Here is a 16,411-nt window from a genome sequence, read left to right as displayed (position 1 = left end):
ATTGCCACATAGGCCAGCCAAAAAATCACTCATGAGGGGTGCCGCTCGTGAGTACTCATTACGGCCATGAGCTTATGTGCAGCGATGCCATATTGAGCCTTGTGAACTGATGCAGGACCATTGGGAATGGTCCGGACAACGACCGGTTTAGATCCCCACCTGATCAGATCCGCCCATACAAACTTCCACTGTTGTTCCGTCAGCCTCGCTGAGATCTCGGCAACATCTACGAGATCGGTACCGCAGAGCCTGTTTCTCATCTCTGCCCATTCATGGGCGTTGTTGGCTATGAAAATCGAGAGGTCATACGCGCCCCCTGACTTACAAACTGATGAACGATAGCCGGGGATTAGGCAGCAAATTGATGAGATGACGGTTTTGGCCAGCCCTTCCATATCAAGGTTTTCAATATGCGCCAATTCGGCGTTGTCGAGTTCTGCCCAGTGACTGACATCGATATCTAACCGATCAGCCTGCTGGCGCAGGATCGAAACGATAGAGGCATCATCCATGCTGCTGAAGGATGAGCGATGGCACGCTGTCAGCAAATAAAGCGCGTCCAGGTAGAGATCGCGGCGAGATTGGACACCAAAAAGGGCGCGCTCCGAGATCTCGCGCGCAAGATCAATTCCAAGATTCGAACAAAGGTTGCGTACGTCCTCGGGCGCTCCAAGGGCGACCATTTCCCAACCGGCTTTAATCTGATTGTTTAGCTCATCAATGCAAGGTGCAACGCTGTCTTGATGCTTGACCATGGTTGTATCAACCTCTCCCATGCACAGTGGGTTCATAACGCGGGCGGCCGCTGGGGATGGCATTGGTGGGCAAGTGCCCGGCAACCCATAGTTTCCTCACCGTGTAGCAATACACACATGCGGTGAGTAGGGAGACAACCAAGGCAAGGCCCATCGCAACCAGGTTGCCGATGACGGTGTATTGCTCAACGCTCGCTCCCAGATCCTGTGTGAACAAATCAAGCAGCACCTCAACGCCGCCACAGGCAAAACACATTGAGACCAGCAGCAAACCCAATGGCTTTATCCGGTAGGCGAAGACTGCAAAGAGAACGGAGAACGTCCACCCAATCGCCAGCACCAGCCCGACCAGCCCAAACAGGCTGCCAGTGATGAATGTCTCGGGATTGGCAAATGAGGCACCCGCTATTTCGAGCCCGTCGATGAAGGTTCTTTTGAGGGGGGCCACTATCCCCAAAAGGATTCCGTACCCAGTCCAGATGATCGGAACCGCAACCATCTTCGCTTGTCGATGTGTCAGCCTTTGAGTCCCGTTCATTTCCCCTCCTGGTGCTGGCGCGAGACAGTCATGCCGGAACCCCAGGCATTAACGGTTTATCCGGACAGACACCGCAACACAGGACACCCGTCGGTTTCGCCCATGCGTTAAAGGAGCAAACTGGACAGGTGAACTTGAATCTATTCGGCGTGCCTGACTTCTTATCGCGGGGAGGTTCTATACCGAGTCGCTCCAGATCCGCAGAGTTTGGGCCCACGAAAACCTTCATCGGCGGCGGCGGTGGCCCTTGAGGTTTCTTCTTCGGTGGTGATGGACGGTCCTCCCCTCCTTCAACTTTTTGGTCTGGGGATTCGGGAGCCTCCCCTTTTGATTCATCATCCAAAATAATCCGCGAGCTTAGGCTGTCAGTCTCACGGCTTTCTTTGTCCTGTGCTTGAGAAGGAGACACGATCGTTTCGAGCTCGACACTGTCGCCCAGGTCCATCCCGCTCATTGCTGAAGCGAGGGCCTCCGGTTGTTCTAGCTTGTTGGGAAATCGATCCATCCAACGAAGAGTGAATTCTGAGTCGATCAGCTTTTTGCAAGCCTCATCGAAGCGGCCGCCTTCAATGATGTAGTGTTTCATCTGATCGCCCTTCCGCTTTCCTCCCGGCAACCCGGTAGAAGTCGGCATCAGTCCTGCCTTTTGCTCAAGCAGATTGCCCCACTCGGTGTTGTGGTAACGATTGCGACCAGGTGTACCGTGCAGATCCTGGTACAGGTGAGTCATGTCATGCACTAGATTCGATAGAGTGAGTTCGATTGGCTGCGTGACAAAGTAACTAGGATTCATTGAGATCTCGTGTCTCTGTTCCCCCTCAGTGTTTGTCCATCGATCCTTTGAAAAATACCCGACGGTGTCCTTTTCACGCTGAAGCGTGATCACGCACGGAGGCAACTCACCGTCGTAAAGCTCTTCATTAAAATGTTGAAACGCGCGCTGGAGGTCTGCGTAGATTTCTTGTGTTGGCAAAGTCATCGGCTATCTCGCTCCGTATCTGGGCTCAGCGGTTGGCGCTCAAAACAAAAGGCACGCGTTGCGAATTACCACCGCGAGGGTTCCTGCGGTGCCAGCTGGGGTCGGTCGGAACCCCCGGCCTGAAATTCGCCTGGCCGTCGGTTATCTCTCCAACAAAACCAAAATGCTTGGCCTCGCCATTCACCACAGTCCTAGGGCCGTGAATCAACAGCGTCCAAGTTTCTGGCTTTGCTTGGCGCACCAGGTGATGGGTGTTACTCCCAACCAAGTTGACCCAACGAATCCACCGTGATGTCCGGATCATTTTTTGGAGGCGCACTTCCTCATAAGCGCCGCAGAGCACAAACGAAACGAATGGCCAAGGGTGATCATGGACTTCAGTGTCCTGGTCTTTGTCTACATAGCGATGCAGGTAGATGGTCAAGAACCGCGACCGCGTAATGCAGTAGCGCTCAAGATAAGGCGAGGTTGTTCCGTCGGGGTTTGATCGATTGATCGTGCGTAATCTTAAGTGACTACTAAGCGAGAACAGCATTTGGGCGACTAAATTTCGCCGTGTAATTTTGCTCTTGCTCTTTTGGGCGCCCTGTGTTTGCATTATCGCACCAGAAAAAGTGTTATCACTACGATATGATAACACTATACCATGCGATCAGCTTGCACTACCGCATGGCGCATGGATGCTTGACGACTTACAAACCACAGTAGATGGGATGAAGATCTGAAAGCACCATGCCACTCGATGCCGTGATCGTTGGGCGTCACCTCGTTTTTCACCACATTTCTGTGGCGCTTCCGCTCACCCTGAATTTTGGTATTTCCAAATAGGGGTGGGCGAACTTTCGTTCATCCGAGATAACTGCTGACCAGTACTGTTTATCCATACAGGTCAGAATAAGAGGAGAAATAGAGCAAGAAAAAAATACCCGGTACCACTGTCTACTCTGGCTGCTCTCTGGAAGGGGAAGCCGGGTGGTCGTGAGACCGACTTGAGTAAATTTTGTTGGATACCGGGCACTATACGTGTTCGTGAGACAAGTCGTCTCGCGATCAGCTTGCAGGACGAATAGTGCTACTTACGCGTAATGCTGTCAACCTTCATTACGCTCTGTCCGCAACATTTATTACGCTTAGCGTACCAGGTCGGCCTCTCCCCTCCCCCGCGCCCCTCTTCCCCATATATCAGCCAATAACAGTTGCACCGGAAATCTTGCTTAATACACATGGTTTCCGTAGTCGAGTTTAATGGACGCGCCGTAGAACGGCTGCAAAAGTACCGGGATAATCCCGGCACTTTGCGTGCGCTCCAATTTGCTCGATACGCTTTAGATCCTCGGAAAATAGTAAATAACAAAGATAAGCGCCCTCGGTCTCACCAGCCCAAAATCACCAAGTACGCTGAGCGTAGTCACAAACCCCATCAGATGCATTTGCAACACCGGGACAACTGCATCCGCGTTCTTGAAATCCTCATTAAGCGTTGCGACTTCAAGACGCTTCAGTGCAAGTACATCAATCCGGCGTTTAATATTCGCCGGGATCTGTATGTTTCCGAGCTGGCGCGACTCCTAGAGCTATCATGCAGAACTATCTCCCGCGTGCTAAGCAGCCTCACCAGGGCGAGATTTATCCTGCGCAAAGGTTTCACCGGAATATCTCTATCCCTGAACCTCTTTAGGGAGATGGAGCTCGACATCACTTTCCAGCGCCTACAGAAAATGTTGTTGGGCCTGGGCAAGAAGGGTGACTATAAAGGCCCGCTGAAGAAGAACGGCAACTCCTGGAAAAATCAGTACGCTAAGCGTACTGAACAAGGTAGCAATTCCCCCGCGCATCCTGCATACGCCGTCAGTGAACCTGCTGCTGTAGTCGAGCCTAAGACCGAAGAGCAACTGGCCCGAGGAAATCAATTCCTCAATGGCCTGAAAGGTCGACGGCGAAGACAATAGGGGGCTCCCCCTCCTCCAACCCCTCTGAAAAAATCCACCTGCTAAAGCGGGTTGGGTTTCCTATGCCCCGCATTTAGGGCTAGCGCATAGATTCGCCATCAACCCCTTTCCTTAGCCGTATTTCGCGCTAATCCCAACGCAAATAGACCCCGAAGCGCCACCAGATGGAACATCAATCGTGAAGCGAGCACGGTTATCCACAGATAGGGCTTCAAAATGTGTCATGGTCAATACCGAAAAAGTGTCACCCATAGTCTTAGGGTAAAAGAATCACCCTGCGGGGCATTTATCTCTTCGAGATTTAAAAGCGGAAATCAGAAGCCCTACTTAGGGGCTGGGGAAGATTGCGTGAAGAACGCAGAACAGCTAGCAATGTGTACTCTCTACGCATTACCTGGGGTAGTCATTGTAGTCTATATCAAAACCAATCCATGGCTTTTTCGACATGGTTGCTATGGCTCTTGAGCTACATACGCCCTGTATTTCGGGGGATCTGTTTAGCAGCTAAACCACCACTCCCACCTAAATCCAATCCATCGCCTTCTGGCTTATCGCCAAGACAACGTATCGGCAACCATCCTATTGCCCTCTCTTACCTAGTTCTAAAGCCTGCCATGACAACCCCTAGGCTCATCCATAACCAGCATTAAGCAACGCTGCGAATGGAGCCACACAAAGCCAGTCATCCAGTTTAAGAGCTCAGTACGCTTCGCGTAATAGGACTACAGTGAGTACCCGCCTACCAACTCAGGGTAAGGCGGGATGCCAGCTCCCCGGCAAAAGCACTTCAGGCCTGGTGAACAGCGACCATTCGAACAACAGATCCATTGTAAATGGAGCAGGCGTATACCCTTCCAAAAGGAGTGTTCTGAACAACCTTTCCTATCGTTTTCCCAGACGGGATTACCCTTGATACTTGGCTCGGCAATACTCAAGCAGGGACATCAACAAAAGCTCTTTGCTTCCACCACTGATTTGGCTTGATCTCTGTATTCAGGCAAGCCACTCCACCTCTCGTTAACCGGCATGTTCCCAGTTGCCAATATCGCAAAGTCAACGTTGGCTCATTCGCGGATCAGCTCATACGCACCGACTGGAAATAGAATCCTAGGGACCAGGAACCAAGCTGAACAACACACGCAATCAAGTGATGTTCGGAACCAGGTACCGCAGGGGCAGGGGCATGGTTAACCGCAAACGGTAAGTCGTGCAGTACGCTTAGCGTACTGGGATTCTTCAGGTTGAACGGTATCGGCCGTATTGTGGTAGGCAGGCAAGCATGGCTTTAGAAAATCGATAGGGTTATGAAGGGGTCAATCTCAATGGCCGCTCATCACCGACACAAAGACCAAGCGCGCGTTGAACAACATCATCAGACTGATCGTACCGAGGTATAGCCTCGCCGATGTGAAGCACATTTACCCCTGAACTTAGATGGCGTTGATTACGCTTAGCGTACTGCACATTTGTGAGTGGTTTCCGTAGTTTGGCTACAGCGGTTTCGTGCAACGGAGTAGAAACAACCTTCTTGAACTCGGCCCCGCCACCTGATGGTTGGCTAACAACACGAGCCGCTTTACCAATCACCCTTAACCCCACATCGCATAATCAGAGGGGTAGGGCCTCAATGATGAAGCAGCAGGAGAAGGAGTTTGGCCGATAACCCTTTGTTCAAGCGTTCAACCTGGGAAGGGGAATATTACAAATGCTCAGAATGCCAATACGTAATGATCCAGGCTAGCCTCAGGACCATTAGACGATATAGCTACTCCAAGTACGCTAAGCGTACTTGCCTACCTGGCGCGAATCTCTAAAGGCTGATAGAAGCCGTTCACAGCGTTCACAGCGTTCACAGCGTTCAGCTACGTTGGCTGAAAGCGGTTTGGATGTATTGCGGGTGGTTTGATGTACAATTGGATAGTTGAAAAAAAGCGCATGGAAAAGTCAGATCCTGTGATGATTTACCTTGCAGCGTGAAGAATCAGTAAAAGGCAGGAGGGCAATCAACCCCTTGTCCGCTGTAAGGCGCTATGATCGCGCTGTAGCTGCGCTAGATGCTAACCCACCCCGACGCATTGCCCGCATGGTGATCGCTCCTTGGGCGCGGCCTCAGGAGGTCATGATTTGCTGGGTTGATCCGGCAAAGCAATCAAAATCACGGCATTGATAGGTTTCGTTAATCGATAAGGAGCATCAGCGAGAACGTAACAACTGGAAGGGGGTGACAGTCTTCGGTTCGCCGGTCATAATGCGCACCACGAACAATCGATCAATGCACCGCTTTTGTATTGTACAAAACACAAAATCAAACCCCGGAGTTCCGGGATTTTTTTTGCCCAAAAAATAGTTACTATTTCTCACAACCTATTTATAAAAAATCTTCAGTACGCTTAGCGTACTGGACACCAAAGTGTCGGAAAGGTGATTGCGGCAATATCCGCTACCGCAAGCAAAAACCCATTTAGGTGAAGATCAAATCCGGACACCCAAGAGGAGAGGGGTATCCGAGTCTCTAGTTTTTTGCTTTCCCCTCTGCCGCAGGCCCTAATAACCCAGTCTCTTAATTCACACCAGAAAGACGTCTATGCCTTGCACCAGGAACACCTATTGCTCAGGGCATCGCTCAATCAGGTAAATCGCGACGGTATCAATTGTTCAAATAAAGAGGTGTTAGGAAGGCCGTGCCTGTGACCGTGCGCGGCCATAATCAGTGCAGCTTTTTCACGCGACGGCGGATAGCCCATATAGCGGCCAGCACCTTACTTGTTTCATCAGGGTCGCCAGCTCGTAGCAGAGTGCGAAACCACGCCATGCTTTGCATGTCATGACGAAACGAAATGAGCGGTGACGCGCATCGTGATCCGAAATCAGTAGCAACACCCTGGCATCGTTCGGCAGCATGCCCTACAGCAGTTGTTTTCATTGTTCGGTTGACTGGAACTGAGCCTGGCAAGTCAAGTTGCTCATTTGGATCGTCAACACATCACTACGCTCAGCGTACCTGACTCGTTTTGTCGAAAAGTAGCGCTACCGATGCATCCCCTAGGCGCTTCTTTGCCCGGTACGACCGGAGGCCAACGATTAGATAGTCACTCACGCGTAATCTAGCGCTGGAAGAAATTGGGGGAGGGAATAGCGCGTCACCTCGCTTGGCTCGGCGCTGTTCACCGGACTTTCGCTTGCCCTGAAACTCCGCGCAGGCTTCCTTTCTGATCGGCAGCGCTTCGCTTCACTCGCCGCACCGAAGATAGGGGAGGGTGTTGAAAATGCGCGCGACCGCCTCGCTTCGCTCGGCGCTTTTCACCCGACAATGACTTGCCCAGGTACTCCGTGTTGGCTTCCGACCGGATCGGCCGCGCCGCTGCATTACCCGCGCTCAGATGCGGAGGATCTGAAAATGCACACGACCGCCTCGCTCCGCTCGGCGGTGTTCAACGGACACACGCTTACCCTGTTACTGCGCGTTGGCCACCTTTGGGATCGGCAGCACTTCGCATCACTCGGCGCACCGAAGATAGGGCAGGGGATTGAAGATGCGCGCGACCGCCTCGTTTCGCTCGGCGCTTTTCACCCAACAATGACTTGCCCAGGTACTCCGTGTTGGCTTCCGACCGGATCGGCCGCGCCGCTGCATTACCCGCGCACAGATGCGGAGGATCTGAAAATGCACCCGACTGCCTCGCTCCGCTCGGCGGTGTTCAACGGACACACGCTTACCCTGTTACTGTGCGTTGGCCACCTTTGGGATCGGCAGCACTTCGCATCACTCGGCGCACCGAAGATAGGGCAGGGGATTGAAAATGCGCGCGACCGCCTCGCTTCGCTCGGCGCTTTTCACCCGACAATGACTTGCCCAGGTACTCCGTGTTGGCTTCCGACCGGATCGGCCGCGCCGCTGCATTACCCGCGCACAGATGCGGAGGATCTGAAAATGCACGCGACCGCCTCGCTCCGCTCGGCGGCATATCACCCGGTACCGGTTTCTCATCATGCTCTGCATGACTCGAAACTTTACACGCCCAGGCACATCGCGTTGACTTCCGTCCGGATCGGCCGCGCCTCGCATCACTCGGCGCTCTGACGGTTCGGGGGAGGGACTGAAAATGCGGGCGACCGCCTCGCTTCGCTCGGCGGCATATCACCCAACAATGACATGCCCTGGTACTCCGTGTTGGCTTCCGACCGGATCGGCCGCGCCGCTGCATTACCCCGCGCACAGATGCGGATGATCTGAAAATGCGCGCGACCGCCTCGCTCCGCTCGGCGGCATATCACCCGGTACCGGTTTCTCATCATGCTCAGCATGACTCGAAACCTTACACGCCCAGGCACATCGCGTTGACTTCCGTCCGGATCGGCAGCGCCTCGCATCACTCGGCGCTCTGACGGTTCGGGGGAGGGACTGAAAATGCACGCGACCGCCTCGCTCCGCTCGGCGGCATATCACCCGGTACCGGTTTCTCATCATGCTCAGCATGACTCGAAACCTTACACGCCCAGGCACATCGCGTTGACTTCCGTCCGGATCGGCAGCGCCTCGCATCACTCGGCGCTCTGACGGTTCGGGGGAGGGACTGAAAATGCACGCGACCGCCTCGCTCCGCTCGGCGGCATATCACCCGGTACCGGTTTCTCATCATGCTCAGCATGACTCGAAACCTTACACGCCCAGGCACATCGCGTTGACTTCCGTCCGGATCGGCAGCGCCTCGCATCACTCGGCGCTCTGACGGTTCGGGGGAGGGACTGAAAATGTACGCGACCGCCTCGCTTCGCTCGGCGGCATATCACCCGGCACCGGTTTCTCATCATGCTCAGCATGACTCGAAACCTAACCAACACTGGGACTACTACTTGGCTTTCTTTCAGGTGGATGACGCCTCGCTACGCTCGGCGTAAGAATGGGGATTGCGTGAAATACGCGCGACCGCCTCGCTCCGCTCGGCGGCATATCATCCGGTACCGGTTTCTTATCATGCTCAGCATGACTCGAAACCTAACCAACACCGGAACTCCTCGTTGGCTTTCCTACATATCGGCTGCGGCTCGCTTCGCTCGCCGCTCGTGAGGCGTGCGCTTCTTTCTTCGCGTCACCTCATGTAAAAACCTGATATCCCATCCTTCAAGTCGACTGCTTCGTCCGCCTCTTCCATTCCAAATGGGAGCAATCCCTGCTTGGATATATGCGCCATCGGGTTATGCCTTCGATCCCACAAAGAGATTTCCTCGGCATCGCCAGGCCATGCCTTCGGTAACGAGAAATCATACGTCCTCCCGTCTCGTGTGCGCGGCCCGTAGTACTTTTGATTCGTGAGCATCGAATGCCCTAGCAGAGCTGCTAACTCAAACCGCGTGTATCTTCTCGACCGTCGAATCTCTTCGGCAAAAATATGGCGGCAGCTGTATATCGCTAACGAGACACCTTCGCCGCCGACTTTCTTTTTCGCTGCCGAGGATCTTTCCTCGTGAACGATGATCGCCGGGTCATCTTTGATTTTTTTCCAGACTCTGGTTAGGGTTTTCCTGCACCGGTCATAGAATCTGCGAAACGCCTCATCCTCTCTCGGGATCTGCGCCAGAAATCCACGCAGCTGATCTATTTGGTCGTCACTCCACTCATTCAGCACCAATAATCTGTACCCCCTCAATGGGTTGTCCTCACGCCGCTTGTCCTGTTTCGCTGTAACAACATGCAGTACTGGGCCAAGTGTCACCATCGTGTGCGGATCGTAATATTGGTCGTGAATCTCCGCTCCCTGCCATTCCACCGGCCTGAGTCCGGTCATCATCGTCGATATCAAGAACAAGGCTGTCTCGATACCGCTCGAATATTTTGCGGTACCGGATTTTCTCGTTCCCGAGAGCTCCGTTAGTACAACCCGCATACTTTCTTCTGGCATGTACGCGTAGTAGGTGTCGTTTGTGCGCACCCCACCTATCCGGACGTGCTCGGCAACGATAGATGCTTCTTCGGCATCGAGGTGAAGCTGTTCATCCCTGCTACCGGATGGAATCCAGAACCGAATCCTGTCTGCCTCAGGATGTTTTGTATATTCCAGGTACCCAGCGAGCCATTTTCGGTAGCACTTAGCCGTCGTTACCGAGAGATCCGGGGCTTTCTTGTTCAGCCATGCGATTAATCCGTCCAACGACCCCCCAAGATTGTCGGTTCCGGGGGAATCTTCCAGGTACCGAGAAATTAATCCGGTAGCGCGAACTTTTATCGATTCATCCACGTTTTTTTCGTCCTCGTTCTGGTGTCGACTGAGCCTCGACAACGATTGATATGTCGGCGCCGAGTCGGGCTGTACGCATTGGGTTGTACCACCCCAATACCTACCCCCCGAATAGAGATGGGACACTTTTAAAGCATCCAGAGGCTGGTACAGGCAGTGCAAATCCGACTCGAAAATATGTCTGTCCAGATAGTGGTACAACGAAATAATAGCATTTTTGCGCAGTAACAATTTTCGATCCTCCACCTTCAACTCAATGCCAGCATGCGGGGATAAAACCTCTTCAAAAATCGTCATCAACCAGCAATCAGGACAGCTGACTCCACGAACGGTAACTGAGGTGCCGCGATGAATCGCTGGAGAGGAGAACTCAACCGCAAAATCGGTTTTTACCAGGCATAGCTACGCCGGTAACGTGGGCAGATTGGCCATAATGGACACTTTTGGCGGGATTGAGGTCAACCGCCTCTGTCTGGCTCTGGGTTGGTTGGCCGGTTTGGCCAATCTGGGCAGGTTGGCCAACCTGGAGGCATCTTGGAGAGGGTTAGGCGGGTTCTAAGGGTGGCGTGGGGTGTCTGGCCAAAATGGGCAAAAAGGGGGTGCTAGAGTTGTTTGGAGGGATGGCTCGGTATAGAATGACTACGGATTAATTATTCAATAAGAGAGTCATGATGGATTTTCAAACAGCTCATATTCCTCCCCCGAGCGAGCAGGCAAAACCACCAGCGCTTGTTGAGCTGGAGTCATTGCGCGGTGGCGAGATGGACAAGGAAATCGATCTTGGCGGCGGAAAAGGGCTGAGGGTCAAAGCCTTGCGCCAAGAGGCAATGCGAACCGGGGCACAGAGCGGCCTCGCTTGGCGCTATGGATTGATCATGCGGTATCTGAACAAAAACGAGCCAGAGTTGAATGTGGTTTTCAATTTTGCTGGTTTCGTAAACGACGGCCGCGTTTTGATCCCATGCGTCCTTAAAACCCCAAACCTCTTTATTAATGATGAGGAGAAGGGGGAGGTGCGAGAGGTCAAGGAGCAAATCACAATCGCCGCAGAGGCGAAACTGATCTCTGTCGTTCCGACCTGGCGTGACTATCTGTGGCAGGAATACTCCTCTCCTGAGATGCCCCATCATTCCCTACGACCGCGAACTGAAGCTGAAGTAAAGGCTTGGGAGGACGGGGTAAAAGAAGGGTGGACGGCAGGTGTATCCCAAGCTGACATGATTTACGACGACCGCCTTGCGTCACTCGAAAAAGATGTGGCCTGTAGGAATACATACAAGGTCTTGGTTGATAACGGCGCGATATCTCCAGCTGCTCTGAAGGTCGTGAATAACCAGGTTACCTTTAACGGACGCTCAATGAACGTTGGTGAGGTCATCTACACGATTTCTGGAAGCGCCAATTACAAGCAGGCGTCCGAGTGGAAACCGATATGGACTCGATAGCTAAGGATTTACCTTTTTGCGACTTCGGTGGAATGACCGCTGAAGAGTCCGTTTCGAAAATTGCGATCCCCTTCATGGAGCCTCAGATCTATAGAAAGGATCACCTCGTACAACTGCTTAAGCATGCGTTCCAAATTAAGGCGGAGGACGTATTTCTTTCCGTTGGATATCCTGCCTCGGTCATGTGGTCAGAAAGTGTTCACTATATTGGCTCACGTCGGCTGCATTATCAGGAGCTTGGCGATCTCCTGAATGAAATGCTGAACGATGACAACGCGCGACTGGATTTGAGTCGAGGCAATGATCGTGACTTCACCTATGCCGTCGAAATTTCACGGGGTAACTATTTACGTTTCCGTGTGAACGTAACAGGTTGCTTAGGGCCCTGGCAGACTGAGGGTTTGGACATAACGTTCAGGCCTATGGGGAAGTGTCCTCCAACCTTTGATGAACTCGGTATACCTGCCGAATTGCAGCGAATTCTGATACCCAAAATAGGCATGATCATTGTTTGCGGCCCAACAGGCTCGGGCAAAACGACGATGCTTGACTCAACGATACGGTCGCTTGCGACCCAGAAAAACGGCCGTCGGATTCTCACGTACTACCAACCAATTGAAAACGATCTTCATGCTATCCCCAATCAGACTGGCGTTATCGCGCAAGCCGAGATTAGCGAACTGCATGGTGGTCATTTGCACACCTTTGGGTTAGCGGGACGCAACGCACTACGCCGTCACCCTCATGTAATCGTCTACGGTGAAGCACGCGACGCGGTAACAATCGACGCCTCGGTGACTTCAGCGAGAACAGGTCACCTGGTCTACACCACGACTCATACATTGAGTGTTGATAGCGCCATCCCAAGGATGGCCGATGAGTTTGGTGAAAATGGACGTGTTCGGATTACTAACGCGTTGATTACCAGCTGCCGTGGAATCGTCCACCAACGGCTTCTCAGAACTCCCACTACGGGGCGAGCGCCGGTTAGATCGTGGTTGGAAATGACTCAAGACATTCGTTCCGAGCTGATCCGTACGCCTATCGATGCACTGCCTCGACGTATGGCTGAGTTTGTCAAAGAACGTGGGCGCGATTTGTGGGTTGATGCACTTGAACAGTACGACAAGAAGTTAATCCACGACGATGAAATGGTGATGTTGGAGCGCGAGATTAAAGAGGAGGAGGCGGCTTATGATCGTTGAAAGGCTTACTGACGACGATGGTCCTGTCATTGCTGCTCACGCATCAAAACAGTCAAAGATATCGTTCAAGTTTTTTGAAGCCCATACAACGGCAATGATTCCGGTTCTTCTTTTGCCCGTTTTTCCATTTCTAATAACTTTGAAAATTGTAGCTGCTTCATTCGTAGCTCTGGTTTTGCTGGAGCGCAGAGGCTGGACGTTAGGTGTCGCATACAAACGTATGAGAACGAGATTGGCAGGCAAATATCGTTATCGCTTGACCAAGCGCGCGATCCTCCGCCGTCTAAAAATCAATTAGGAATTTAATCATGTCGAAAAAAACACAGCAAACCACTCAAGAAATTATCAACGTCGTCAATGACAACGGGTATGCCGCGCATAAGCTTGCCTGGTACGAAAAAGGCGTGATCAAAACACTGAAGGTTCAAACGCTTATCGAGATGGGCCGACGAGCCGATGCGGTTGGCAAACCAATTGATACCTACCAGGTTGAGGGGACTTCCTACTACTGCGGCACTAACGTTCGAACCCCACTGCAACTGAGGAACGAAGGTTACCCAATAAGCGTGGCTAACCGGGTGCTTGTCACCCACGCGTTGATGAAGGCAGACCTGGTAAATGTCCCGATTAAACTCGGTGTGACTCTGCCATTTCGCGACTACTACAACGAACAAGGCGCAATTCGGACTGATCGAAAAGAATCGACAATTTCGAATTTCGTGGGGCCAGATCGTAGGGTGTCAATTGAGGGCCAAGAAGAAAAGGTTATCGATGTTCGGGAAGGAACCTGTTTCTCTGAGGCCGTCAGCGCCTACTTCGATTTCGCCTTCAACGACGATGGGACTATGACCGACGGCGGCGAAAACGTAATTGGTGAAATTGCAGTTGTGGATATCGGGGGAAGCACCACCGACGTCGTTTCGCTCAACGTCGATAGCAATTTGATGATCGATCAAAAGCATTCCGGAACGGAGCGGGTAGGAGTACTGGACGCAATGGATGCTCTGGGCGAATTAATGAAGGCTCGATTGGTAGCTGAACAAGTGATCGCGGATGGTCTGGATAGTGAATTGCCGAATATGGTGATTCAGAAGGTGCTTGAAAGCGGCGTTGTCTACTACCAAGGGGCGATGCGAGAAATGCGGGCAGAGCAAGAACAGGCTTGCCGGGGTACAGCTGAGCGCATAACGAACTACGTGAAAACGAAACTCGGCAACATCAATGCTTACCAGGTAATCATCATCGTTGGCGGCGGTTCCATCGTTTTTCGTCAATGGCTCAAAAGTTTGTTGCCTAACGCAGTTTTTCTCGACGAATTCTCGAACGCTCGTGGTGCGCTCAAGTACATGCAGTATTGCTAAACACGGAAGGTTAACCCATGGAATCCTTAGACTTCCGAAAGCGCCTTCGTTTTTCTGCGCCAGAAATTGCTGCGACCCTTGAGTCAAAGCTTATGCGTGACCTGGTAGTTAACTTGAGGAAGCTTGATGATCTTGGCTTGGCCGATGACTACATAAAGAGGGCAGTGCTGGAGAAGTACAGCAGGGAGTCTAACGCAGGTGACTTTGGGAAAACCCTTGGTCAAGATCCTATGCCCGTGCAGCAGACCTTCTTAGGGGGGAAGGCAGTGCCAGTCTCAGTTGTGCCTACCAGTGTTGGAAGTCAGAGCCAACAAATGGAAGATAAGGCCGTTGAGCCTAAACCAGCTCAAAACCAGCCCATTGAACAGCACGTGGCTGAGGCCGAAGAGAACATCAGACACGATCATGATCACAGGCAGGCAACAGCGGCAGTAGCTCCAATGGTGATTGTTGCCAACGAAGCTGCTATCTCCCCCGATCCACCCAAACGAATACCGAAAACCTTCCAAGTAATGTGAAAACTGGAGCGGCCTTATTTAGCCGCTCCATTTTTTTGCATCGTCAGAAAGTGGTTCAGTGATGGCCCTTCGTTTTCAACAAGAATTGAACAGATTTCATTCCTGTATAAGTGCCTCGACCAATCTAATGCCTGGATCGCAAATTCGATCTGGCGCACGAGGATGAGTTGGTCCTTCATAAGCTTCACTGTTATTTGTTTGCAGGGGGTTAGATCCGCGTCAGTAGGCCACTTTGCTTTCAGTTCTGGTAGCGTCAAAATTACAGAGGGTAGTCGATCCGATAGCTGATCGAGGAGTAGGCGAAACCAGGATGCTCTGGATGCTTTCTTCCCTTGAACCTGGGCCTGTAGGATTGCCCCCTCATCAAGCAAAGCAAATGCGCGATTAGTGAAGGACAAGGTTATGTAGGTGGATTCGCCTAAGCTCTTTCGACCCGCGTTGCTAGGGCTACTTTTGGGCATAAATTTCTCCTTAACTGGTTACCCAATTCTACAATATTTCATTGCATAATCAAACCGTTTGAATTACAATGTTTGTGTGTGATAAGGAGAATGGCATGACGACTACAAACTTGATTCAAGACACTTTGGTGAAAATTGCGACTGCTCCAGCGGATGAGCGAATTGTGTGCCCGTGGGACAAGAGTTTCACTTGGACGGCCGATGGTCGGGTAGGGGCCTTTGCCGCGCTCAGCACCGGCAAATTGTCCATTCAAGGCTCGCAGGGTAAATGGTCGTGGTATTTGGGTCGAAGCGGTGGCAACGCATTTTGGAAGATCCACTCCACTTTGGTGACCTTCCTTGTCGCGTACACCATCCTCTTCATCAACTATCGATTCCTGTCGGGTGTCGTTACAAACACCCATAGTGATTTTCATCGTTTCATCGTTGACACAGTATTGTCGAGCAGGGCGGTCAACGATTGGATGGGGCTCATCTCGACCGGTTTGCTTGCCTTGTGGTTAGCACCAAGGGCCTATTTCTTTTCAAGTTTGGGTTTGGGGGCGGAGATGGTTATGCCTTCAGGAAAATGGAATGGTTTGGGCTTAGTCTCCATCGCAGGTTTGGCGGGTTCGGTCGGCTTCGGTGTGGGTTATGCCATGAGAATCTTTGGAGCGTAATAAGATGATGACCATTTTTGTTCACGAGTACTTGATTGGCTTGGTTTCGTTTTACCTGGTTGCAATCTTAGTTGGTAAGTTTTTCTCATTAGGGGCGTGGCGTGCGATCCATAATTTCGCCTATTCGTCGCCTCTGATGCGCGGCGAAGTCTTCAACCGCTCGATCTTCTCCCAAACTGGGCCAGTCAATGGTGGGACTTCGAGCGCTGGGTTTGGTTGGTTGGTCGTCATTATCGCGCTGGTCTGCATCGCAATTTTCATCCCAATGGAAATGACGAGGTAACGAGGTAACGAGGACGTTTCTA

At 52.1% G+C, this 16,411-nt stretch carries 15 protein-coding genes; 9 read left to right on the top strand and 6 right to left on the bottom strand.

Annotated elements, in window-relative coordinates; translation table 11 throughout:
* Window positions 1-29: 29 nt before the first annotated feature.
* The 4 genes from AC3IUE_RS33700 to AC3IUE_RS33685 are packed head-to-tail and all read right to left on the bottom strand — an operon-like array spanning window position 30 to window position 2,870.
* Window positions 30-755, bottom strand: a complete 726-nt coding sequence (locus AC3IUE_RS33700; protein WP_489269199.1) for a hypothetical protein — start codon at window positions 753-755, stop codon at window positions 30-32.
* Window positions 756-762: 7 nt separating this feature from the next.
* On the bottom strand, window positions 763-1,293 hold the full coding sequence (locus tag AC3IUE_RS33695) for a hypothetical protein (protein ID WP_489269197.1): 531 nt from the start codon (window positions 1,291-1,293) through the stop codon (window positions 763-765).
* Window positions 1,294-1,321: 28 nt separating this feature from the next.
* Window positions 1,322-2,272: a SprT-like domain-containing protein gene (locus AC3IUE_RS33690; RefSeq protein WP_489269195.1), complete on the bottom strand. Its 951-nt coding sequence runs from the start codon at window positions 2,270-2,272 to the stop codon at window positions 1,322-1,324.
* A 25-nt stretch (window positions 2,273-2,297) separates the two neighbouring features.
* On the bottom strand, window positions 2,298-2,870 hold the full coding sequence (locus AC3IUE_RS33685) for a hypothetical protein (RefSeq protein ID WP_489269193.1): 573 nt from the start codon (window positions 2,868-2,870) through the stop codon (window positions 2,298-2,300).
* A 625-nt stretch (window positions 2,871-3,495) separates the two neighbouring features.
* On the opposite strand from AC3IUE_RS33685, the gene AC3IUE_RS33680 reads away from it, so the two are divergent.
* Both AC3IUE_RS33680 and AC3IUE_RS33675 read left to right on the top strand, forming a co-directional pair.
* Entirely contained in the window at window positions 3,496-4,221 is a 726-nt protein-coding gene (locus AC3IUE_RS33680; RefSeq protein WP_489269191.1) for a hypothetical protein, read from the top strand.
* A 3,397-nt stretch (window positions 4,222-7,618) separates the two neighbouring features.
* Entirely contained in the window at window positions 7,619-8,302 is a 684-nt protein-coding gene (locus tag AC3IUE_RS33675) for a hypothetical protein (RefSeq protein WP_489269189.1), read from the top strand.
* Between the two features lie 1,009 nt (window positions 8,303-9,311).
* Here AC3IUE_RS33675 and AC3IUE_RS33670 read toward each other — a convergent pair.
* Complete coding sequence (locus AC3IUE_RS33670) at window positions 9,312-10,457, bottom strand: hypothetical protein (RefSeq protein ID WP_489269187.1); 1,146 nt, start codon at window positions 10,455-10,457, stop codon at window positions 9,312-9,314.
* Window positions 10,458-11,125: 668 nt separating this feature from the next.
* Between AC3IUE_RS33670 and AC3IUE_RS33665 the strand changes: the two genes are divergently transcribed.
* Genes AC3IUE_RS33665 through AC3IUE_RS33645 form a run of 5 tightly spaced genes read left to right on the top strand, consistent with a single transcriptional unit; the run spans window position 11,126 to window position 14,986 of the window.
* A complete protein-coding gene (locus AC3IUE_RS33665) occupies window positions 11,126-11,902 on the top strand; it encodes a type IV secretory system conjugative DNA transfer family protein (RefSeq protein WP_489269185.1) in 777 nt (258 codons plus the stop codon).
* Window positions 11,878-13,107 carry a type IV pilus twitching motility protein PilT gene (locus AC3IUE_RS33660; protein ID WP_489269183.1) on the top strand — a complete coding sequence of 410 codons (1,230 nt, stop codon included), beginning with the start codon at window positions 11,878-11,880 and terminating at the stop codon, window positions 13,105-13,107. Before AC3IUE_RS33665 ends, AC3IUE_RS33660 begins: the two co-directional genes overlap by 25 nt.
* Entirely contained in the window at window positions 13,097-13,405 is a 309-nt protein-coding gene (locus AC3IUE_RS33655) for a hypothetical protein (protein ID WP_489269181.1), read from the top strand. The genes AC3IUE_RS33660 and AC3IUE_RS33655 overlap by 11 nt, the downstream gene beginning before the upstream one ends.
* Window positions 13,406-13,415: 10 nt before the next feature.
* Window positions 13,416-14,468, top strand: coding sequence for a plasmid segregation protein ParM domain-containing protein (parM, locus tag AC3IUE_RS33650; RefSeq protein WP_489269180.1), 1,053 nt, complete (start codon window positions 13,416-13,418; stop codon window positions 14,466-14,468).
* A gap of 17 nt (window positions 14,469-14,485) precedes the next feature.
* The gene (locus tag AC3IUE_RS33645) at window positions 14,486-14,986 is read left to right on the top strand and encodes a hypothetical protein (RefSeq protein ID WP_489269178.1); all 501 of its coding nucleotides are present in this window, start codon (window positions 14,486-14,488) and stop codon (window positions 14,984-14,986) included.
* A gap of 14 nt (window positions 14,987-15,000) precedes the next feature.
* On the opposite strand, the gene AC3IUE_RS33640 is transcribed toward AC3IUE_RS33645, so the two are convergent.
* Complete coding sequence (locus AC3IUE_RS33640; protein WP_489269176.1) at window positions 15,001-15,447, bottom strand: hypothetical protein; 447 nt, start codon at window positions 15,445-15,447, stop codon at window positions 15,001-15,003.
* Window positions 15,448-15,542: 95 nt separating this feature from the next.
* Here AC3IUE_RS33640 and AC3IUE_RS33635 point away from each other — a divergent pair, with 95 nt between their 5' ends.
* Complete coding sequence (locus tag AC3IUE_RS33635; RefSeq protein WP_489269174.1) at window positions 15,543-16,106, top strand: hypothetical protein; 564 nt, start codon at window positions 15,543-15,545, stop codon at window positions 16,104-16,106.
* 4 nt (window positions 16,107-16,110) lie between these two features.
* A complete protein-coding gene (locus AC3IUE_RS33630; protein WP_489269172.1) occupies window positions 16,111-16,389 on the top strand; it encodes a hypothetical protein in 279 nt (92 codons plus the stop codon).
* Window positions 16,390-16,411: the final 22 nt, after the last annotated feature.

Source organism: Pseudomonas sp. GL_093 (genome assembly GCF_057837605.1).
This window is presented reverse-complemented; position numbering and strand designations above follow the sequence as displayed.